This window comes from Desulfatiglans sp. (assembly GCA_012513605.1).
In the GTDB taxonomy this organism is placed as follows: domain Bacteria; phylum Desulfobacterota; class DSM-4660; order Desulfatiglandales; family HGW-15; genus JAAZBV01.
The window spans coordinates 13,777-35,601 of record JAAZBV010000064.1 but is presented as its reverse complement, the minus strand read 5'-3'; the positions used below and the strand labels follow the sequence as shown (position 1 = coordinate 35,601).

19 protein-coding genes are annotated in these 21,825 nt (G+C 42.4%); 9 read left to right on the top strand and 10 right to left on the bottom strand.

What is annotated here, in order from left to right; genetic code table 11:
* The first annotated feature begins 333 nt into the window (after nt 1–333).
* The 6 genes from GX654_08215 to GX654_08190 all read left to right on the top strand — a co-directional run bounded on the left by GX654_08215 (nt 334) and on the right by GX654_08190 (nt 3,555).
* On the top strand, nt 334–870 hold the full coding sequence (locus tag GX654_08215) for a hypothetical protein (protein NLD36838.1): 537 nt from the start codon (nt 334–336) through the stop codon (nt 868–870).
* Between the two features lie 75 nt (nt 871–945).
* Nucleotides 946–1,551, top strand: coding sequence for a hypothetical protein (locus GX654_08210; protein NLD36837.1), 606 nt, complete (start codon nt 946–948; stop codon nt 1,549–1,551).
* Between the two features lie 165 nt (nt 1,552–1,716).
* Nucleotides 1,717–2,544, top strand: a complete 828-nt coding sequence (locus GX654_08205) for a hypothetical protein (GenBank protein NLD36836.1) — start codon at nt 1,717–1,719, stop codon at nt 2,542–2,544.
* A gap of 84 nt (nt 2,545–2,628) precedes the next feature.
* The gene (locus GX654_08200) at nt 2,629–2,895 is read left to right on the top strand and encodes a hypothetical protein (protein NLD36835.1); all 267 of its coding nucleotides are present in this window, start codon (nt 2,629–2,631) and stop codon (nt 2,893–2,895) included.
* Nucleotides 2,896–2,997: 102 nt separating this feature from the next.
* Nucleotides 2,998–3,171 (top strand): AbrB/MazE/SpoVT family DNA-binding domain-containing protein, encoded by a 174-nt coding sequence (locus tag GX654_08195; GenBank protein ID NLD36834.1) that lies wholly within the window; start codon nt 2,998–3,000, stop codon nt 3,169–3,171.
* A gap of 120 nt (nt 3,172–3,291) precedes the next feature.
* The gene (locus tag GX654_08190; GenBank protein NLD36833.1) at nt 3,292–3,555 is read left to right on the top strand and encodes a hypothetical protein; all 264 of its coding nucleotides are present in this window, start codon (nt 3,292–3,294) and stop codon (nt 3,553–3,555) included.
* A 50-nt stretch (nt 3,556–3,605) separates the two neighbouring features.
* On the opposite strand, the gene GX654_08185 is transcribed toward GX654_08190, so the two are convergent.
* The 4 genes from GX654_08185 to GX654_08170 all read right to left on the bottom strand — a co-directional run bounded on the left by GX654_08185 (nt 3,606) and on the right by GX654_08170 (nt 8,510).
* Entirely contained in the window at nt 3,606–5,186 is a 1,581-nt protein-coding gene (locus tag GX654_08185; protein NLD36832.1) for a methyl-accepting chemotaxis protein, read from the bottom strand.
* 181 nt (nt 5,187–5,367) lie between these two features.
* Entirely contained in the window at nt 5,368–5,784 is a 417-nt protein-coding gene (locus GX654_08180; GenBank protein NLD36831.1) for a hypothetical protein, read from the bottom strand.
* A 136-nt stretch (nt 5,785–5,920) separates the two neighbouring features.
* Entirely contained in the window at nt 5,921–7,144 is a 1,224-nt protein-coding gene (locus GX654_08175; protein ID NLD36830.1) for a hypothetical protein, read from the bottom strand.
* Nucleotides 7,145–7,481: 337 nt separating this feature from the next.
* Nucleotides 7,482–8,510: a methyltransferase gene (locus tag GX654_08170; protein ID NLD36829.1), complete on the bottom strand. Its 1,029-nt coding sequence runs from the start codon at nt 8,508–8,510 to the stop codon at nt 7,482–7,484.
* 434 nt (nt 8,511–8,944) lie between these two features.
* Between GX654_08170 and GX654_08165 the strand changes: the two genes are divergently transcribed.
* Genes GX654_08165 through GX654_08155 form a run of 3 tightly spaced genes read left to right on the top strand, consistent with a single transcriptional unit; the run spans nt 8,945 to nt 13,211 of the window.
* The gene (locus GX654_08165; protein NLD36828.1) at nt 8,945–10,408 is read left to right on the top strand and encodes an FAD-binding oxidoreductase; all 1,464 of its coding nucleotides are present in this window, start codon (nt 8,945–8,947) and stop codon (nt 10,406–10,408) included.
* Between the two features lie 46 nt (nt 10,409–10,454).
* Nucleotides 10,455–11,720: a (Fe-S)-binding protein gene (locus GX654_08160; GenBank protein NLD36827.1), complete on the top strand. Its 1,266-nt coding sequence runs from the start codon at nt 10,455–10,457 to the stop codon at nt 11,718–11,720.
* Between the two features lie 18 nt (nt 11,721–11,738).
* Nucleotides 11,739–13,211, top strand: coding sequence for an FAD-dependent oxidoreductase (locus GX654_08155; GenBank protein NLD36826.1), 1,473 nt, complete (start codon nt 11,739–11,741; stop codon nt 13,209–13,211).
* Nucleotides 13,212–13,341: 130 nt separating this feature from the next.
* Here the strand turns inward: GX654_08155 and GX654_08150 are convergent, their stop codons facing one another.
* From GX654_08150 to GX654_08125, 6 genes are all read right to left on the bottom strand, one after another.
* The gene (locus GX654_08150; GenBank protein ID NLD36825.1) at nt 13,342–14,280 is read right to left on the bottom strand and encodes an ABC transporter substrate-binding protein; all 939 of its coding nucleotides are present in this window, start codon (nt 14,278–14,280) and stop codon (nt 13,342–13,344) included.
* An 18-nt stretch (nt 14,281–14,298) separates the two neighbouring features.
* On the bottom strand, nt 14,299–15,060 hold the full coding sequence (locus tag GX654_08145; protein ID NLD36824.1) for an ABC transporter ATP-binding protein: 762 nt from the start codon (nt 15,058–15,060) through the stop codon (nt 14,299–14,301).
* On the bottom strand, nt 15,044–15,895 hold the full coding sequence (locus tag GX654_08140; GenBank protein ID NLD36823.1) for an ABC transporter permease: 852 nt from the start codon (nt 15,893–15,895) through the stop codon (nt 15,044–15,046). Before GX654_08140 ends, GX654_08145 begins: the two co-directional genes overlap by 17 nt.
* A gap of 172 nt (nt 15,896–16,067) precedes the next feature.
* Complete coding sequence (locus GX654_08135; protein NLD36822.1) at nt 16,068–17,714, bottom strand: radical SAM protein; 1,647 nt, start codon at nt 17,712–17,714, stop codon at nt 16,068–16,070.
* A 76-nt stretch (nt 17,715–17,790) separates the two neighbouring features.
* Nucleotides 17,791–18,531 (bottom strand): sulfite exporter TauE/SafE family protein, encoded by a 741-nt coding sequence (locus tag GX654_08130; GenBank protein NLD36821.1) that lies wholly within the window; start codon nt 18,529–18,531, stop codon nt 17,791–17,793.
* A 58-nt stretch (nt 18,532–18,589) separates the two neighbouring features.
* Nucleotides 18,590–21,736, bottom strand: a complete 3,147-nt coding sequence (locus GX654_08125; GenBank protein ID NLD36820.1) for a PAS domain S-box protein — start codon at nt 21,734–21,736, stop codon at nt 18,590–18,592.
* Nucleotides 21,737–21,825: the final 89 nt, after the last annotated feature.

Here is a 21,825-nt window from a genome sequence, read left to right as displayed (position 1 = left end):
GGACAAACGACACAACAAATAATTCAACACAGTAACGAATCCATGACCTCGGATACTCACGATGATTCAAAACCTTAATAAGTTCCATAATAACCTCGAAATAATGTTAACCAGCCCAATTAACCAGACCATAAACTACATGGCTGGTTATTGGCATGTTCACGGCGACTGCGTCGCCGTGAATCGACGGCGCTGACTCCGTCAAGCACCTTGTCCCGGCGCCTTGCGCCAGAACAAGGCACTGGACTCAGATGTCACGGGATTGCATGTGCCTTCGGCCCAGCAATCCTCGCGCCACTGGTCAGCGCCGTCGATTATGGAAGGAACTTGAATATGAAATATATTTCTATAGTTATATTTTTACTAGCCCTTATTGCTGTATCTTATGTAAATGGGCGGTTCATTGTCGAAGAGGATGATTTGGTTGTTATTACACAGTTCGGCGAACTTACAGGGAAAACATACAAGGTTCCTGGTGAATACTTTAAAATGCCGTTTATTCAGAAAACTCACTATTTCAAAAAATATAATTTTCAAGAAATAGAAACCCATGAAATCCCAACTTTAGATAAAAAATGGTTAACTATAGAATTAGAGTACATATGGAAAATAGAAGATCCTTCAGTATTTTATAAAAATTTTAATAGCAATAACTTAGCAAGGAAATTTATAATCCATGAAGCAGGAGAGGCTACTAGAAAAGTTGTTACATGCCATAAAGCAAATGACAATATCTTTAAAGTTGAAAAGTCTTATGCCCATACCTTGGGGTATGAAATAAAAGAAAAAGCGAAAAAAAATATTTTAAAAGCTGGGTTAAACCTATTTTCAGTTCAGGCTAAAATAATTAAACAAAGTGATAATCCATAACCTCCAAATCAACGTTACCGGCGGAAAAACTCGCCGGCTCGTTATTTAAAGTGGGTGTCAAAAAAGGGAGATAGTATGTCAAAAGACAATAACAATTCGAAATGGAAAACTATTATAGTATCATCATTAATGACCCTTTTAATTGCCATTGTGAGTAGCTATCTGACCTACTATTGGGGGCTTTCTGCCCAAATCAGGCTTAATGATTATCAAAGTAGGCAAAAGGTTTATAGCAAGCTTATTGGACAAAATGTTATCATTTCTCAGTTATATGTTTCACGCTTTGAGTCATTTATAAATTCGGATTTTCATGAATACCGATGGAAACTAGAAGGTAGCCCTAAGGACTCAATAAATCAGGAGGAGGCACTAAGGTGGATGAAAAAAAGTGAAGATCAAGCGATCGGGCTAGCACGTGAAAAGCAGAGTTTATTTGAAACCGTAGGGCTTATCAATGCATTATTTCCATATACAAAAAAACTAGAAGAATTATCGGATAAAATTTATCATCATCCAATACCACATATTAAACGGCCTGAAGAGAAATGGTCACTTGAAGAGCTTAGTGTATATAAAGAAACAGCAGTGAAACAAACTCAGGATTTTGTAAAAGTCAATATTTCAAATCCAATTGATGAATTGGCTTCTTATATAAAAACTCAGCTGCATGATGATTTTTAAAATATTTTTTATGTGGAAACCCAACATGAAAATTCAGCGGACACAAAAACCTAGCGGCTGATTTCTTAGTTAGCGTGGCATTAAAGATGAAGAAGCTCAATTGAAGACGAACTTTTTTGCAACAGCTTTGATAAATGACAAAAAGGAAGGAAGGATACGCTCATTATGGGATATAAGAATTCTCTTGAATGGCAAATTGGTTCTGTGAAATCAGATGCAATCGCTTTCCTAACTCATGGAAGCCTTTTGACAGGCCAAAGGGAAAGATATCTCACTGTGTATCCGTTCGCGAATATGATATTGAATGGCCGCCTATCTGAATATCCATTTTTTCGCAATTTTCAGAAAGAAAAAGTTTTCATTCTTTGTAACTTTCGCCCAAAAGGCGATTGCAGACCTGATCTTCTCGCTTTTTCATCGAAAGGAGATGTCCTTCTGGTGGAAGGAAAGCAGCGTAGAAAGGGCAATGAAGAAAACGCATTAGAAAATCTAAGAGAAGGCATCAATGAACTTAAAAATTATTGGCTTTCACTTCAAGAATTTGCAAGGGAATCAAGTAAATCTCCTTTTGATTATTGGGAGGCAGTCTATAATAATTGCTATGTTAAAAACGAAAAGCATGGTTTTCCTAAATTGGATACATTTTCCAGTGCCGCCATATCTCATCGTGGCGGTGTTAATATACGCGATTTATTCAGAAGAATTAACGACAATTTCAGTAATGGCAATATCTTATTTGGTTTAGCCTTCAATGATCCAGATGATGTCGAACCATTTTTTCCTCTCGATAGATTCGACCTTATGCCCCCTTCAACAATCACCTACAAGCCTAATCCGAAGGAAGGGGTCAAGAAATTAGGCTACATAGGGATTGAAAATAGGAAAATCCATAACTTGGCGGAGCAACAGTGGGATAAAAAGCTTGGTCAATTATTTTTATTCGGGATAGATAAGCATAAAGACAGCTTTAGGTTTTTGGATACGATTAAATAAAGCGCTAACATTTTTCTGCACCTGACCGGTGTTCCGCTGGCCGCTCCACACCGTCAGGTGAGAAAGGCGTTATGAAATCATACTATGAATCATTTTATTCAGTTTATATTTGGCAAAGAGCCTTTTGAAATATCATACGAAGTCTCTGTAGACACATCCATAGAGCGTTTGAAAACTGGGGTTAAAAAAGTTCCAATATTTGGTTTCAGAACTGAAGGAATGGTTGGCAAAATTCGCAAGAAAAATACAAAAATTATGAGAGCAATACCAAATTCACATAACTCATTCAAACCAGTGCTTGTTGGTTCATTCAAAAGCAATGTAAGTAAAACAATCAATGGAAATTCATAACCGCTAATCTGCCGGACCGGGCTAAAACGCTTTCCAGGGCGGTAATCAGCATCGTTTGACAAAAAATATTGACAGTATTGCTATTCCCGGTATTACTTATTACTGGAGACAACATATGAGAGTTACAACAAAGGGCAAGTCACTATCCCACAGAAGATTCGTGAGAAATTAAATATAACTCCTGCTGTTGAAATTGATTTTGTAGAAGAAAAGGATCGTATTTATTTGGTAAGTTGCAGCGTCCTCAGGATAATACAGGGTGTTAATACAAAATAAGTTTGTCTTAATCAAAAATATAATTTAAAATTCCAACCATTAAGTATGTGTGAACAGATTCAATAAAACTGAGGTTATCAAGTCTTATCAAAAACAACCCATTCATCAGGAGGTAACATCATGGCCAAGTCCAAACATCTTATTTGCGGGATTCATATTACAAAGAGGTTAAAGCATGCGGTACAGGTGCAGGAGGTATTGACTGAATTTGGTAAATATATCAAGACACGGTTGGGCCTGCATGAGCCCGGCGCAAAAGGAGGACCCAATGGTCTCCTGCTGGTTGAATATGTTGGCAGCAATGCCTCATTCAAAAAATTTACACAAAAATTGGGGGCGATAACCGGCGTAGAGGTACAGCAGATGGTCTTTGATCATCCATAACCTCAACGTTTACACAGGCTCATATCTCCACGGATATGGGCCTATTATTTTTAAACATATGATACCGGATCATTATTCTCTTTGAAGTCTGAAATGACAAATTTATCAACCACTTTTTTTAGCTTCTCTGCCAGCTTAAAAAGCTCCTGGGTATTAGTACTCACATCATGACTGCTGATCGAAAACTCGTTTACTGATTTATCCATATCAAGTATGTCTGAAGATATCTCTTTGGATGAAATAGAGCTGCTTGAGATATTATCATTTATCTCTCTGATTCCAAGGGCGGTATCTTTTAATTTATCTGCAAATTCCTGTGTAGTCATTGACTGATCTTCTACAGCAGTGTTTATTATAGTGACTGACGAATTTACATTATCAATGACCTGCGCAATTTCATCGATTTGAGTAACAGTTTCAGCAGTGGAAAGCTGTATCTGTTCTATTTTAGTTTTTATCTCCTGGGTTGCATTTGCAGTCTGGGCTGCCAGTTGTTTTATTTCTGTGGCGACAACAGCGAATCCCTTGCCGGCTTCGCCTGCACGTGCGGCTTCTATTGTGGCATTTAACGCAAGTAAATTAGTCTGCTCGGATATTTCTGTTATCGCTTCAGTAACCTTGCCTATATCTTTTGTGGAAATGCCAAGTTCGCCTACTTTAATAGATGCAGCCTTTGTCTTTTCCACTGCATCTGTTGTGACATTTTTTGCAGTCTCGGAATTTTTTGCAATTTCAGTAACCGTGTCGCTCATTTTTCTTGTATCATCTGCCATTGAATTGACGTTGTTACTCGCCTGTTCTATGGCCGAAGCAACTGAGATAAGATTATCACTCATGATTTCTGAAGAGGATGTAACCGCATTTGACTTTTTGGTCATTTGATTGGCGCCTGACTGGAGGCTGACTGACAACTCATTAAGATTATATGCCGACCCTTTTAATTCATCGGCATTCCTGGAAATATCAAAGATCATTTTTTCAAGCTTTTCGATAAAAGCATTAAAGGAACTACCCATTTCGCCAATTTCATCACGGCTTTTTATTTCAAGTCTCCTGGTCAGGTTTCCATCTGCAATTTCCTTCATTACTTCAATTGTCTTTTTAATCGGATAGGTTATAAACCTGGCAGATATAAAAGTCGTTAGGGTACAGACAATAATGACAATAAAAAGAAAAGCCCACATATTTAAAGTCTGTTGTTCTCTTACAGACTCTCCCGTCGTGGTCAACTCTTTCTTCAGTTCCTCTACAAAGAGATTGGTAAAAGAGATAAATGCCGCTCTCAATTCTTCTGTCTTCCTTGCTAGGAGCGCTGCCTCTCCCTCTTTTTCTGCATCGGCAGAGTTTGTTGCCATGGCTAAATATATGGATTGTGCTGATGCTGTAAACAGACTCAGGCTTTCAATTGCATCGTCTATCTTTTTGGATATATCTCCATTGATTCCGGGTAGAGAAGCTATTGACTTGAGCGACTCTTTTGCCTTGTCCGCCTTTTCCTCGGTGGCTTTAAACAGGGTTTCATCTCCTGTTAAAATCGCATCATTATATCCCTTAATCTGATCGTTAAAAGATGTAAGCGCCTCCTGGCTTAAACGGGAAGCAGGGAATATATACTCAGAAACATTTCTCAAACTGAAAACTGTCTTCCTGCTGTTAATAAATCCAAAAACATTTGATGAAAAATAGCCTAAAATCAGAATACCCAGGCAAATCCATATTTTTTTTGAGATCGTTATGGAATTAAACATTTACTCTCCCTTAACCTGCATAGCGCTAGTAAAAGATTGTTACTGTCAATCTGTAACAGCGGTTTTATCTGATTGTTAATATCTTGGCACCTGAACATTGTGTATTGCTAGAGATATACCCGATAGCCCCTTTTGTGTTCACGACAAATGAAACCAGGTCACTTTCAGAATCAAAATTCTTTAAAGCCTGGCCCTTGCCAGTAAATACCACATTTTTCCAATAGGTTTTGAATTGCAGTGGACTTTTGTTTACTACTTCTTTTAAAAAATTTTCATGCGTGGTGCCGTTGGTCAAGGTAACCGGAACAATAGTATCTCCATTTTCCCAGGCCCTTTTTTTCCCTATAAATATCTGCGCTGCGTCATTATTGCTGATCGCATCGCCCTGCACTGACTCGTTTGCGATAATAATGTATTCAGAGGCTACTGCAGAACCTGTATAGAAAAATATAAAAAATAATGTGGCAATAATCGATTTCATTTTTTTCTCCATATTTTGAGAATGTTCGTATATGTCATTTTTATTCCAGAAATTGTGACCGCACTGAATTGTCATCTTCAGTTTTCTGCTGTTAATTCCTGGTTTATCACATGCATTCTATTTCCCGATATCCAGGTTAAAAACTGTATGTTGCCTTAAGCGCATACAGAACCCAGTCTTTTTCTCTTCCATCCGGGTTGTTGAAATTATAAACCTGGGCAACACCGTCTATAAAATGAACTTCTCCTTTGACAATCATATTATCCGAGATATCATATCGCAAAGAAGGGACTATTTCCTTCTGCCATGCAGCATAATTTTCTACCAGGGTCGTTCCATGCTTGTCATTTTTATCTGCATAAAATTCAGAATAATACAGGCCCACTGCAAACTTTTCATCAATTTGATAGTTTCCCTGCAAATACCATCCGATACTTGTAACACTCTGTGCCGGGCTTGGCCCCATCCCTACAACAACACCCTTATGTGTGAGCTCAGCAGATACATATTCCGCTGCAAAGGTGAAATCATCCCATGTATATTCAAGCGAACCCACACTGCGTATAGATTCTAGATCCATGAGAACAGTAGTTGAAGTGGCTCCGAATAGGTATTGAAAAATGGGGTTGGTTACTGTGCCGTTTACATCCAGTTCACTTTTGGAATAGGTAAATCCCAACCTGAGCCCATCCAGTGGGGTCCAACGTAAAGCTCCACCTGCTATGTACTTTGTCGTAAGGGAGTTGATTTCTGAGGAGGTGCCTGCAGGGAATTCTGATGTTATTTTTTCCTGGGCACCTTTTATATAGATCGAATCAATAGGATTATTGATAGTGCCATAGTACAATTCGTAATCAAATTCTCCTATAACCTTGGGAGTTATAACTCCATAAATCCCGGCCCCCTGAAAAGCATTCACAGTGTCACGACCCCCTTCATCATATATGGCTGCAGGGAGCATAACAGGTAGACGAAGCATGTCCACATCTCTCCCCGCGTTGTAGAATCCTACAGGGATTTTTACCTTGCCCACCCTGAAACCAAGATAATCTTTAAAATGATAATCGCCCATGGCCCAGTCTAGTTTAATCTCATTATTCCCGAATTCCCCCATATCCCTTGAAAGGAGCTGCAATCCTACTCTTAATTTATCAAACTCTTTTGAAAAATTTATACCCAGTTCCGTGAATTCAAAACTGCCATCCTTTGAGTTGAGAAGATAGTTGTTTTCATCACTCTTTAAATACCCCTGACTGACATAGCCGTGGATATCAATTCCATCCAGATCCACGGCTGCAGCAAATAAGCCTTGCGCCATAATCAGAAGAGATAAACAGAATACCAGATTTAACTTTTTCATTTTCATTCTCCATTAAATTATTTATTAAAAATCTAAATCGTGTGACTTAATTTTAGTTATAAATAGATTTGCTCTGATCAACAAACCCTGTTTGCATATATCATGCCATGTTAATCTTATTTTTATATCGTTATTATTAATAGAAATAACAATGAATACACCGTTAGGAGGTTAATCCATTGTTTGTTTTTGCCAAATATTTGACATAAAATTGTTATATCGATGACATGCCGGTTTACTATTTCCGGATATAAAAAAGAGGTATTTATAGATATGCAGGGAAGACCCTTTTCATATATGAGATCTTCCCTTTTCCTTAGACTTATACGATCAGAAATCAGGCAATTGCATTCCTCAAACTCTGCCTGTAATAGAACCCATCTGCCGTCTTAAAAAATGTCTCCACATTATCAAGATCCACGTTCGGGGGGATATCACATCCTGAGGACAGGACAAAATTATTAAACATGCCGCAGCTGTTTAAAAGCTTGAGTGTTTCAAGCCTTACCTCTTCAGTGGTTTTTACCCTGAAGACCTTTGACGGGCTGATATTTCCCATCACAAGATAGTTTCGTGGCACCTTTTCAAGTATGGCCCTGATATCTACTGAATCACCAAAATGAAAGGCAAAGCAGCCGGTATCCATTATGGAATCCAGCAGATGGGGCACAGCATTTCCGCAGTTATGGTAGATGACAATAAAATGTCTATCCTGCAGGGCAGAGACAATTTCATGTACATAAGGGGTGGAGAACTCATTTATGAGCGGCGGTGAAAGAAGCCCTGCCAGGGGCTCCGCGAGTATTATCCCGTTGGCCCCAATTTTTTTAAGCGCCTTTGCATATGATAAAATAAAATCTGTGGCCTTCCGCAATATCACATGAACCATTTCCGGCTCTTCATAGCAGTGCATCATAACATCATTTACATTCATCAACCTTCCGGTAAGAGAAAACGGGCCGATACACTGCGCAAAAACAGGCCTGTCACTGATAAGCATCTTGGCCTTGCGTATGGTTTCTATATTCACACCTGTACGACCAGCGCCTACATCAGGCACCTTTAATGCCTCTGCATCATTCCTGTTATTAATGAGCCTGCCGATTATTGTTGGCACCTCATCTGCAGCGTATACTGTAAGGGCGCCGAATGCTTCTGCCTCAACCGATAAATCCATATAACTCAAGGCTGCTGGCATATCAAAATGGTCTGCAATAGACCTCATCCCTATTGCCATATGGTTACTGTCTGCAACCAGCTCCCTTACTGTCACATAAAGGTACTGAACCGCAGGGAATGAAAGAATAGGTAAGGCCTTTTTTCTCTCTGTATATATGATCTGTTCGATCCAATGGTACATATTCATGTTTATATCTCTCCTTTATAATATCTTATCGTGTAATCGGCCAATTCGGATGACAGGATAACAAAAATAAACACCATACGCCATTTATAAAAACAGACCGAAAGGGTTTTATGATATGGGATACCGCCTTCAAAAACATTTTTATCGAGATTATTTCTGAATACCGAACTTAAAACCTTGACAATATAAGAGCTCTCCGACATAATTGCGCCTCACGATAAATCCGGTCAAATCAATATAGATGCCCTTTTCGATATTGGGCAGGTAACGGAGAACATGTTGTTCAAAGGTACTTATTTATATAGTCTCTGTATTTTTAATACCCGTAAAATCTTTTACGATCAAAAGTTCTTTTATTCGATGTCATCTGATATCGGTAATTTTAGTATTTTTTAACAGAATCAGTAATTTAAAAGGCATGAAAGGGGGTAAGAATGATAGACAAACAAAAACTGGTAAAAATAGTAGGTACCGGTAAGGTCTCTGACAGGGAAGAAGACCTGGAGACATATTCCAGTGACATAAGTTTTGTAAACCGTGTCAGACCGGCATATGTGGTAAAACCTGGTACTGCCGGCGAGGTACAGAAAATTATTGAACTGGCCAACTCAACAAAAACACCGCTTGTCCCGGTAAGCTCAGGTGCGCCGCACTTCAGGGGTGATACTGTGCCTGGTAATGGCGGCAGTATCATTGTTGACCTGAGCGGTATGAAAAAGGTCGAATTTGTTGACCGCGCCCGCAGGGTTGCGATGGTGGAGCCGGGCGTTACATATGAAGAGCTCATTCCTCTCTGCACAAAAGAGGGGTTAAGGCTTAACATGCCTCTCCTTCCCAGAAAATCAAAATCAGTGGTAGGGAGCATACTTGAAAGGGAACCGGTTCTGATGCCCGGATACCAGTGGGACATGTCAGACCCCCTTGCATGCGCAGGGCTCTATTTTGGCAATGGCGAAGAGTTCAGGACAGGGCAGGCAGCAGGCCCTGGCACACTTAAGGATCAATGGAAGGTAGGAGCAATGCAGAAGGCGCCATACGGCCCCGGGACAGCATCACTGCACAGGCTTATTCAGGGCGCGCAGGGGACAATGGGCATTGTCACATGGATGTCCATAAGGTGCGAGGTGCTTCCAAAGATGCAGGAGCCCTTCTTCGCAGCATCCCATGATCTTGATCAGCTCATTGATCTCATGTCATGGCTCATAAGGCTCAGGATGGTAACCGAGTGTTTTATATTAAACAATACCAATCTCGCAGCGCTCTTTGCAACAGACGTTGAAGATTATGAGAGAATAAAAGAGACACTTCCTCCCTATATTCTATTTTATAATATTGTGGGCTATGATTATTTTCCTGAAGAAAGAATATCTGCCTATATTAAAGATATTGCTGTAATGAACCAGCGTATAGGACTTGATACCGCTAAATCAGCGGGTCTCATATCTGCGGATGCAATGCTCAAAAAGATCCAGAAACCAGGCGATGATCCTTACTGGAAACTCAACCTCAAGGGGGCAAATCAGGATATCTTCTTCCTGACCATATATGATCACATGGAACGTCAGATAGCAGCAATGAAAGAGATGTCCGAAGAGATCGGATATTCTCCCACTGACCTTGGCCTCTATATACAGCCCATTGTGCAGGGAACAGGATATCACTGTGAGTTCAACCTGTTCTATGACCCCTACAGCTATACAGAGAGTGACAGGGTGAAGGATTTAACATCAATGGCAACAAAAGGGCTTATGAATATGGGTGCCTTTTTCTCAAGGCCATATGGTGATGAGGCAAACTGGATCTTTAACAGAGACGCAGCTACCACCGATGCATTACGCCGGATTAAAAAGATATTTGATCCGAACCATGTAATGAATCCGGGTAAGGTATGTTTCTAGGTCAATATTCAAAACAGTATTTGAAATATTTAAGGAGGTAGCGAAAATGGGATTAGAACAATATCAGGGCGATGTAAACATGTGCTGCCGGTGTTCAGCCTGTAAATTTATCCCCCTGCAGCAGGTAAAGAGCTATGATTTTTCATATGTATGCCCCAGTATATCAAGGTTTCAGTTTCACAGCTATTCAGGCGGTGGAAGGGCAAATATCATTTCAGCAGGGCTGAAAAACGGCTTTAATTATACAGATAAGCTTCTGGATATAGTTTACAACTGCCAGATGTGCGGGGCATGCGGTGTGTCCTGTAATTACGCAATGGATATGGAACTCCAGGAACCGATCAATGAAATGAGAATCAAGTGTGTGGCAGAAGGCAAGACCCACCCTGAACTTGAAAGGGTAATAAAAACCCTTAAAAAGACAGGGACAATGGTGCCTGTACAGGGCAAAAGGGGTGACTGGGCCAAAGGGCTTGACTTAAAAGACGCAACAAAGGAAAAGGTTGATGTGCTGTTCCATGTGGGCTGTCTTACAAGCTACAATAAAGATATGCACAAACTTGCAAAGGCAACAGCCCAGATACTTAAAAAGGCAAAGGTTAACTTCGGCATTTTTGGCGACATGGAAACCTGCTGCGGAGGCCGCGCCTATCAGATGGGTTACGAAAAGGAATTCCTGAAACAGGCAAAGATGAATATGGCCATGATAAAAAAGGCCGGCATAAAAACAGTTGTAACGGCCTGTGCTGATGGATACCATGCATTCAAGGTGCTCTATGATAAATATGAACTCAAGGGAGACCTTACGGTGCTTCATATATCAGAGTACATTGATATGCTGATTAAAGAGGGTAAACTTAAACCCAAAAAGGCCCTTGACATGGTGGTTACATATCATGACCCGTGCAGGCTTGGCAGGCTCGGTGAACCCTGGAGACATTACAAGGGCAAAAAGATCCCCGGTGACAGGTTTGTATTTGATCCGCCAAAGGAATACAGAAGGGGCACAAAGGGTGTCTATGAACCGCCACGGGACATAATAAAGAGCATACCGGGCGTAAAGCTTATTGAGATGGAAAGGATCAGGGAATATGCATGGTGCTGCGGTGCAGGAGGCGGGGTAATAGAATCAAATCCTGATTTTGCAGAATGGACAGCCACTGAAAGGATATTCGAGGCCACAGCAACTGGCGCAGAGGCGATCGTGACTGCATGCCCCTGGTGTGAGATGACACTCTCTCAGGCGATCGAAGAAAACGAAAGCAGCCTCAAGGTCTACGATATCGTCGAACTTGTAGCAAAAGCACTCTAGGAAAGGGGGAATATAAACATGGCTCTAAGTAAAGATATTATTAGAGAGTTAGAGGATGTTGTCGGTGAAGAGTTTATATGCTGTGACCCGGCAATAATGCCTTCATACCACGGTTCTGATCTGGGGGCGGTAGTTCTCCCTGAAAACACGGCCCAGGTTCAGGCTATTATAAAAACCTGTAACAAATACAAACTTCAGTTCAGCGCAGTATCAACGGGCTGGACCGGCTCATTCAAAAAAGACATTGTTTATTTAGATATGCGCAGGATGAACCGCATAATAGAGATAAACGAGAAGAACATGTATGCGGTTATTGAGCCCTACGTTATTACAGCAGAGCTCCAGGCAGAGTGTTTTAAAAAGGGACTGCATTTTAATGTAAAGGGGGCAGGCAGCAACTGTTCAGCCATGCTCAGAGGACATGGTCACCTTGACCAGAGCACAAGCGGTGATGACCGCAACCATCTTGCCATTGAATGGGTTACACCTGAAGGCGAGATAGTAAGGTCAGGGGCCCTAGGCTCAACTGACGAGTGGTTCTGCGGCGACGGCCCTGGCCCATCCATCAGGGCAATACTTACAAGCGCTGTGCCGCCGGGGGTTACGCCCGGCGTATTTACCAAGGCCGCTATAAAGCTCTATCACTGGGCAGGCCCGCCTAAATATGATATCCAGGGGTTATCACCCAAGTATACCCTGGCTGAGGTGCCTAAAAACATGATGGCACGCTACTACAGCTTTCCATCTGTGGAAAAGATGTGGCAGGCTGAGATCAGGCTGGGTGAAAATGAGATATGCATGGAGCTTATGGGCTTTAATGTTTCCATGGTGGCAGCCAATATTGCCACCTGCAATGAGGATGATGAAAGGATTTTCAAACAACTCGACAAGGAAAAGAAGGGGCCTGGCTTCTTCGTAATCATTGCAGGTAACTCTGATAATGACTTTGCTTTCAAGAAAAAGGTGCTTGAGCAAATTGTTAAGGAGGCTGAGGGTGAATCCATGAAGTCACTTGAAGACCCTGAAACAGAGGGTATCCTGATTGCCCAGTGTACAAGGGTCACGGCCTCCATCAGGGAGACATTCCGCGCTGGCGGGGCATTCAGTTCAATCCCGATCATGAGTCAGAGAGACCTGACCATCAAGTGGGCTATTGGGGCCGGAGAGGCCAAACTGCCCCTCATTAAGGCAGGCCACATAGTTGATGACGGCGGGGCATTCTTTGGCTGGGGTGTTGAGCAGGGTCATGTAGGTAAAACAGAGATATTCTGTAAATTTGATCCGGCCAATGAAAAGGCCAAGGCGGCTGTTGAAAAATGGTCGAAGGAACAGGGCCGCAGGGCCTTTGATGAGAGCTACTTTGCCCTGATGATGGGTGAGGTAAGCGACGATATCAAGGCGAAGATGTGTCACTATGACAAGTGGTGGATAGCGCTTACACGTGCATTTGACCCGAATGATGTGGCACCGCAGGGTGGTCCGCTTGTATAACATTTAAACAAAAACCCCGTCATCTGGCGGGGTTTTTGTTTCTGTTTTTGTATCATAGTAGGTCTCACCGTTGGTGTAAACCACTTTTATTTTTTCAAGACGGAGAACACGGGAGAGGATAAATACATTATTAAAAATCAGTTTTTATAAAATCACCAAATTCCGGTATCTCTTTTATCTTGTCAAATTGCTTCAAGTAACGCGCGGTTATTTCCAGGCTCCTCAGGTCGCGTTCATCCCATCCGGTTTTCCAGTTTACGAGAGAAGTGCATTTCTGCTGATTGTCAATAGTTAATCCTGTATATTTAGAGGTGATCTTCGCGGCCTCTTCAGGATTTTCATTCAGATAATCTGTAGCCAATGAAATTGCCCTGATTAGCTTCAGCGCTGCATCAGGCTGTTTTGAGAGAAACCTGTCGCTCATGATAAGGACATGCGGGAAGGTGTTGCCCAGATTTCTAAAATTTGCCAGTTCATGGACATTTTCTCCGCATAATTTTTCAACATTTGAAGGCCATGGCTCGCTGCCTGCGATTGCGTCAAGCTGGTTTGTCCGCATAGCTTCTGGCATGTTCAGAGGATCCATTGGAATGATATTCATGCTGTTGAGATCCAGGCCGTTCCTGTCAGCCCATAATAAAAATCCGCCGTAAGTGCTTGAGCCGGACTGGAGTCCTATGCGTTTTCCTTTCAGTTCAGCAGGCTGTCTGATCTCTTTCCTGCTTACGAGCCTGTGTATGCCTGTACCTTCTCCGTAGCGCACAACAATTTTTACCGGAGCATTCTTCGATACCAGTATAACTGCCGGAGCGTCACCCATTGCAGCAGAGTCTGCAGCTCCGGCCATCATGGCTTCAGCGGCATTTATTCCTCCGATAACAGGGCTTATTTTTACCTTAAGGCCGACCTCTTCATAAAAATTCAATTCCTTTGCAATTATGAAAGCTTCGTAATTGACCTTCTCAGGGTAAACAAGACGCAAGGATTCCTGATCATTTTGTTTTTTAGAACAGGAAAAACACAAACTTAATATTATAATTAATATCAGCCAGATTTTTACCTCATTCACTCTTTAAATCTCCTTTTTTTACTGATAACAGGACATCAATTGCTCCCTTAATTTTTTTCTCAGACTGATTATTTCCGGAGTGAACAGGTCTCTGGGGCGCAGTTCGGTTATCCTGTTTTCATACCGGATTTCGCCTGGATGGGCGCTGAACATGATGATCCTGTCGGATAATAACAGCGCTTCTTCGAGAGAATGGGTGACCAGCAGGACTGTCTTTTTTTCCTTTTCCCAAATCTCAAGTAATTCAGAGTCAAGGCGCAGCCTTGTAATCTCGTCCAATGATCCAAACGGCTCGTCCAGCAGCAGTATGTCCGGGTTCAAGGCAAGAGCTCTTGCCACCTGAGCCTTTTGCTTCATGCCTCCGGACAACTGGCGCGGATAACAATTCCCGAATCCTTCCAGCCCTACCAGTTTAAGTTTTTGTTCAGCGATTTTTTTACGTTCATCCTTTTGTAATCCCTTTATCTCGAGCCCGAATTCGATATTTTCCAGCGCGGTTTTCCATGGAAACAGAGCGCATTCCTGGAAGACCAGTGCCCTGCATGTGCATGTGCCTTTAACAGTGTTATTATTAATGGATATGCTCCCGGATTCAGGCTTGATCAAGCCAGCGATGATATTCAACAGCGTCGTTTTCCCGCATCCGCTAGGTCCCACAATGGTTACGAACTCGTTTACATAAACCTTGAAATTGATATTTTTTAGAGCCACGATCGTTTGCCCGTCAAGCGATCCATTGAATATCTTCGTTATGTTGTTAACTTCAAGCGCGGTTTTCATTTCTGGTTTTTATTCCGAGTTTCTGAGAGATATTCGTCTCAATAACACTGAAAATATAGTTTTCAATAAGCAGCCCGATTATGGCTATTATTACCACAGATGCAAAAGCGGCTTCGAAATCCAAGGACCATCTTGACTGGATTATTACAAAACCCAGGCCGACACCAGCTCCTGCTATCATTTCAGCGGCTATCAGAACTCTCCACGCGCCTGCAAGACCTATGCGCAGACCGTTTATTATGGAAAGCGAGGCAGAAGGGATCAGCACTCTGAAAAAAATAGTTCTCCATCCGGCTCCCATAATTTTTGCAGCATTGACATAAAGCGCCGGAACAGACCGAATCCCTCCGGCTGTGTTTATAACAACAGGGGTAAAACCCATCATATAAATCATAAATATAGTGGATGTGTCGTCTAAGCCGAATAATAGCAGCGCGACCGGTATCCATGCAAGACCGGGGATAATCTGCAGCACATAAATGACCGGCATACACAGGCGAAAAGCCGGGGCCGACAGGCCGAAAAATACGCCTGTCAAAATGCCGGTAACCACTGCAAACGAATAACCGGCAGCCCATCGAAGAAGACTTGCGGCAATATGGGAGAATATTGAAAATTTGTAGATTTTCCCGCCATGAAAAAGAGTAATCAATTTTAAGAATACATCAAGAGGGCCAGGGAAAACCGCGCCCTTCAAATGCCTGATAATCAATGCTGTTATTTCCCAGACAATAATCAGGATTAGAAATGATATAATATTATTCAGAATCCGGTTGCATCCTGAAAAGGATATGAATTTTTTCCAAGGTAATGTCGCAAAAAGATTTGTTTTCAAATTGATTTTATGAAACCTTTGCCTGATAAGAGTCCCCTTTTTATTGCATGAACTATAAGAAGTCTGGAGTTTTATGTCAATGTAAAATCACCCCGTCATATTGTAGCAGCATACGCAGAGACAGGTTTAAAACCCGTCTCTACAAAAATAAGGCGCTTAATGAAGATTTTATCTACTCCGGGAAAAACATCCTTCTTTTTTCCATCTCATCCATGGTTAACCTCAGGGTGATCACATTCCTCATCCTTTCATCAGGGTTTTTGATCTTCATGATCTCATCAATCTTTTTAACTATGGCACGGTCTGCCTCCACCATGCATTTTTCATAGTATGCCTCTCCATTGGTGTAGATCCCGTACCGTTCTCTCTGGTCTACAGTAAACTCAATAGACCTGTGGATCATCTCCACAATCTCATACTTACCTGCTGTAGTGGTTTCATAATTGAGCCACTGATGCCAGGAGGGTTTGGAAAGCCATGAGATATACTCCTCAAGGTTTTTATATAACAGCTTGTAACCATATTTCTTTGGGTTATCAAATGCCCTTGAACCAGGGTCCAGCACAATGGGGCCAAGTATCTGGCCTCCGATCGGCACAGATGAACCCAAGCCCCCGAAGTAGCCGTTTTTCATTGCCTCATGATCCATCTCATCAAGCCTTTTCCACAGCTCCCATGTCTCTTTCATATGTTTTTCAGTCTCACCTGCAAGCCCGACCGAAAAAAAATTGGTGACAGGGATATGATAGCTGTGACAGAGCTTTATTGTTTTAAGGAGATCCTCATTGGTATATTTTCTGCCAAGAAGCCTTCGCACCTCATCTGAACCGGTATCAGGGCATAGATGCAGTATCAGGTTCCCTGTTACCTTTCTGGCCTCCTTTACAAAGCTTTCATCAACTGGCGCCAGAATATCCAGCGAGAGCCTCTCAATATATGGCTTTTCCTTTACCAGAAGATCAAAAAGCTCCTGCCAGTAACCTTTGCCTGCCATTCGTGCATCCTGAAACAGGCCGATGAAGCTGATACCATATTCATTTAATGTTTTTATGTCATGCACAATTTTTGAAGGACTGCGAAAGGCAGGCCTTTTCATGCCGAGGTATTTTTTATATGAATAGGCTGAGCCCCCGCATATGGTGCAGTTGTAGGTACAGCCCCTGCACACCTCAAGGCTGTAGCGCGCATCAGCATCTTCCGGGAATATGGAGGTTTTGGGTTCAATCAGGTCAAACCTGGTATATTCAAAATCATCAAGATCAGTGCTGGCCTCCATCATAGGGTTCACTATCGCTTCACCCTCATCTGATCTGTATGTAAGATTGGGTATATTACCAAGCTTTCCTTTCTTTGTATAGAGCTGCAATAGCTTAAGCATGGGCCTTTCCGCCTCTGCCCTTAACACGCCATCTATAAAATCATATTTTTCTATTATCTCTTTATGAAAACAGGTGGCTGTGAGCCCTCCGACAATCACCAGGGAATCCGGGTGATGCCTCTTGCAGAGCTTTGCGATCTCAATACCCCCCTGAGAATGCTGCTGAAAATGAAGGCCTATTGCATAAACCAAAGCAGAAGATCCCTTAATATGTTTTTCAACATCAAACTCCGGATCGCTTGTCATGCGGTCGCCCAGGTTATCCAAGATTACCCTGTAGCCGTTTCTATCAACGTAATCAGCAATACTTAACATCCCGATCGGGACCTTTGTAAACTGAAGCCCCTCCACGCTTCTTCCGAATGCGCCGGGGAACATAGGGGTATGTCTGAAATCATATGTCGCAGGGGGATGAAACAGGATTACATCATAGTCTGTCATTATTATAACTCCTTATGAAAAAGCGGGATTGTGTCAGAATTGGCTTGAGGTGTCAATCCTGATAAGGCATTGGGAGCTATCTCAAGATCAGCATAAGGGCCGCAACACCCGCCAGTATCTTCACAATAATGTTAAATGCCCCCTGTGGAATCCTTTTTACCAGCATGATCCCTGCAACCCCTCCGGCTATTAAGCAGGGCAGCAACATCAGGTTAACCTGAATAGATTGAAGAGTTACAAGATCAAGCCTGTGGCTGAAGGGAAACTTTAACAGGTTAACAATAAAGAAAAACCATGCGCTTGTGCCGATAAAGTTGGCCTTGGGAAGCCTCATGGAGGCGAGATATATCACCATAACAGGCCCTGCGGCATTTGCCATCATGCTCGTTGCCCCTGCAAGGGCGCCCATCACAGCGGCAAAAAGCCAGTGGGAAGGGATGTAATCATCCGGGAGTCTTTTATCCTTGATCCATGATAAAAGCAAAAGGATCAGGACAAGGAGGCCGATGAATGTCCTTAGCTGATCATTTGTGATGTGACGCATGGCCAAATAGCCTGCTGCAATACCAGTTAATGCCCAGGGTAAAAGCCTTAAGAGCTGTTTCCAAACCACATGCCTCCGCCAGTAGATTATGGCGAAGATATCTGCCATGGTCAGCATAGGAAGTATGAAACCGGTGGATTCCTTTGCAGGCATGATGGATGCGGCAAGAATGGGGATCAGGATGCCAATGCCGGGTATCCCAGCCTTTGTAAACCCGATCAGAAGGGCACATATGATTATTACAGCCCACTCAATAATTGTAAAATCGGTCATTAAATACTGCCTGCTTTTATGGATATCTGTTACAAAAGGCAGGATAAAACAGGAGCATCTATTTGGCCAGTTCTTTTTTAATGCCCCGTCCAAGTGTCTCAAGTGACAAAGGCTTTTTGATATATGCTCCAGCGCCAAGCTTCTGTATGGCAACAACATCCTCGGTTTCAGAATAACCGCTTACTATAAGGGCCTTTTGTCCGGGCCTGAACTCTGATATGCGCTCATAGGTCTCCCTCCCGCTTATGCCGGGAGACATGATCATATCTAAAAGAATCAGATCAACCCTGTTCTCCTTCAGGTATTCTATTGCCTTTTCACCATCTGAGAATGCGACATGCCTGTATCCAAGGGATTCAAGCATACGGCATGATATCTCTCTCTGGCTTGCAACATCATCAACTACCAGTACCAGTTCACCTTTTCCTTTCAGATCATCTAATGAGGCTACGGATGCTTTACCCGCCAGCTCATCCCTTGTTATGGGAAAATACAATTCAAACAGTGTGCCAGATTTACTGCTTTTCACATCGACATAGCCGCTGTGATCCTGGACTGTGTTCCATACAACCGTGAGACCAAGCCCTGTCACGCTTATGCCCATCACCTTTTTTGTAAAGAAGGGTTCAAATATCCTGTCAAGGTTTTCAGGTGATATGCCAGGGCCGTCATCCGTCACAGAGAGGACTACATATTCCCCTGTGTTAACATCTTCATACCTTTTTAAAGGCCTGTCTATATACCTGTTGCATGTGGATATGGTGACAGTGCCTTCATTTTCTATTGCCTCTGAGGCATTTGCAACCAGGTTCATTACAACCTTCTTGATGTGGATCATGGAGCCATTGAAATTAAAGAGCCCTGCATCCAGCTCTATGTTGTATTTTACCCCGGGATTATAATTTTTCAGGTTATTAAATTCAGGTGAACTCATGTATTCCCTGACTATCCTGTTCAGGTTCAGGGGTTCCTTAACCGTAGCAGCCCCCCTTGCTATGGTTAGCAGGTCCTGCACAATGGCAACGGCCTTGTAACCTGACTCCTGAATGGTTTCAATAGGTTTTCTGAGTTTGCTCTCATGGGGTATATCCAGCAGAAGAAGTTCAGGATAACTTACAATGCCTGACAAAACATTATTGAGGTCATGGGCCACACCCCCTGCTAGAAGCCCCAGTGACTCCATCTTTCTGGATCTGGCAAGCTTTTCTTCACTTTCCCGCAGCTTTTCCTGTGCAAGTTTCCATTCGGTTATGTCCTGGTTTACACCGTAGGAGATAATTGGTACACCCCTGTCATTTTTTATCTGGGATATCTGCACTATTATATGACCTGTTTTTCCATCAGCATATAGCATCCTGTGCTCAAACCTGCTGGTCTGGAGAGCCCCTGAATTCTGGGAGGCCTTTTGTATATCATCAAGGATGTAATAATCATCAGGATGAACAAATCGTCGTTTGAATTCATCAAAGGTCATTTTGTACCCGCCCATCTCCTCTGCGGTGGTATGGTATATCCTGTAAAAATGGTCATTGAAGGTATATACCTGTTTTTCTATATCCAGTTCCCATGGCCCCAGGTGGGCGATATCTACAGCATTGGAAAGCTGCGCCTTGAATCTTTCCTCCTCTTTTTCTGCCTGTTTGCGATAAAGGACACTGGTAAAGGTCTCGCCAATGATCCTTAATATAACCATTTCTTCGTCTGACCATGCCCTCTTTTTGTTCATGCTGTCAAAGCCAAGAAAGCCTATCATGTTTTCACCCTGGCGTATGACAAGGATGAGCAATGATTTTATGCCCCTGCTTTTGAAGTATATCTTTTCCTTCTGCGCCTCATAAGGCAGGGCATCCATATCAGGTATATGAACAACATTCTGCGATCGTATTGTCCGGGTAAACCAGGTCAGCTCCTCTTCGACCTTCATCTCCTTTTCAAAACCGGGGATGGGTATATTATCTAGAGACCATTCACTTATTAATTCCAACACCTCCTTCCTGGTGTTAAAGAGCGAAAAGTATGCATGATCAACCCCTGTTTTCCTGCCTATGGAGGCAATTGCCTCATTTATATAATTATCCACATCCTTATGGCTGATCCCCACTGCGCCTGATGATATCTCGCTTACAAGACGTTCCAGCGCTGACCTTCTTGCAAGACTCGCCTCTATCTTTTTTCGTTCGGTTATATCAAATACCAGTGAGAGTATGACCGGCCTGCCATCCAGCATTATCTTGGATAGATGCACTTCACTGTCGTATAATGACCCGTCTTTCCGCTGTGTCAGGGCCTCAAAGGTTATTGATTTCCCCAGTTCTATTTGTTCCCACATTTTGACAACATCAAAATTCTTGCCTAAAGAGGGGCCGGCTGTCTCCATGACCGTAAGCTTCATAAGCTCTTCTCTTGTAAATCCCTTAACCCTGCATGTCTCTTCATTCATAAGAAGATGTCTTCCCTCAAGGTCATGAACAGATACACTGCATGGCAGGTTTTCAAGCACAGTCCTGAATCTCTCCTCGCTCTCCCTGAGTGCAATCTCGGTCTCCCTGCAATTATCTATCTCCTGAATCATCTTCTCCTTTGTCACACTAAGGTCAGATGTTTTGTTGGATAACTTTTCAATATTTATGGACATGGAGTATAAAAACCGGCCAATACCGCCGATAATGGCGAGGGTAAACAGCCCGTAGACAAATGATACGGGCATCCAGGTAAGTGTTTCAGTGGTATATTTGTTTACATCAAAATTATAGGACAGAAAACCTGAGTCAAAAAGCATGGCGGTTACAATCAATACTGCAAGATTAATGATAGTTATAATGATGCCCGGCCTGGCCCCAAAAAAAACAGTCGTCAGGATGCTCATGAATATAAAATATACCACCCCTGTACCGAAAATCCCCCATTTGAAAAGAGAGGTTATACCCATTATGAAGGTGCACACAATTATGAACAGGCACTTTGATTTAACCGGGATCCTTTTCCGGTTGACCATAAAAAGGAGACAGAAAATGTATACAAAAATATGCAGGGAAAGGATGAACACCCCTCCAACCTTGAAATAACGCAGGAGTGAAACCAATACTATGGGTGCGCCAAAAATGGAGATACAGATAAGAAGGGTATCTGCAAGCCTGTTACTGATGTCATAAATGCTTTCATACTGGGCGTCTTTTACTAATTCCGGATTTTTCTGTTCAGACATAGTACCATCCGTTTTCTATAGCTGTTTAATATTAAACCTGCAAAAATGCTTAAAAAAACAACCTGTTACTTTTCAAGCAAGAAATATAC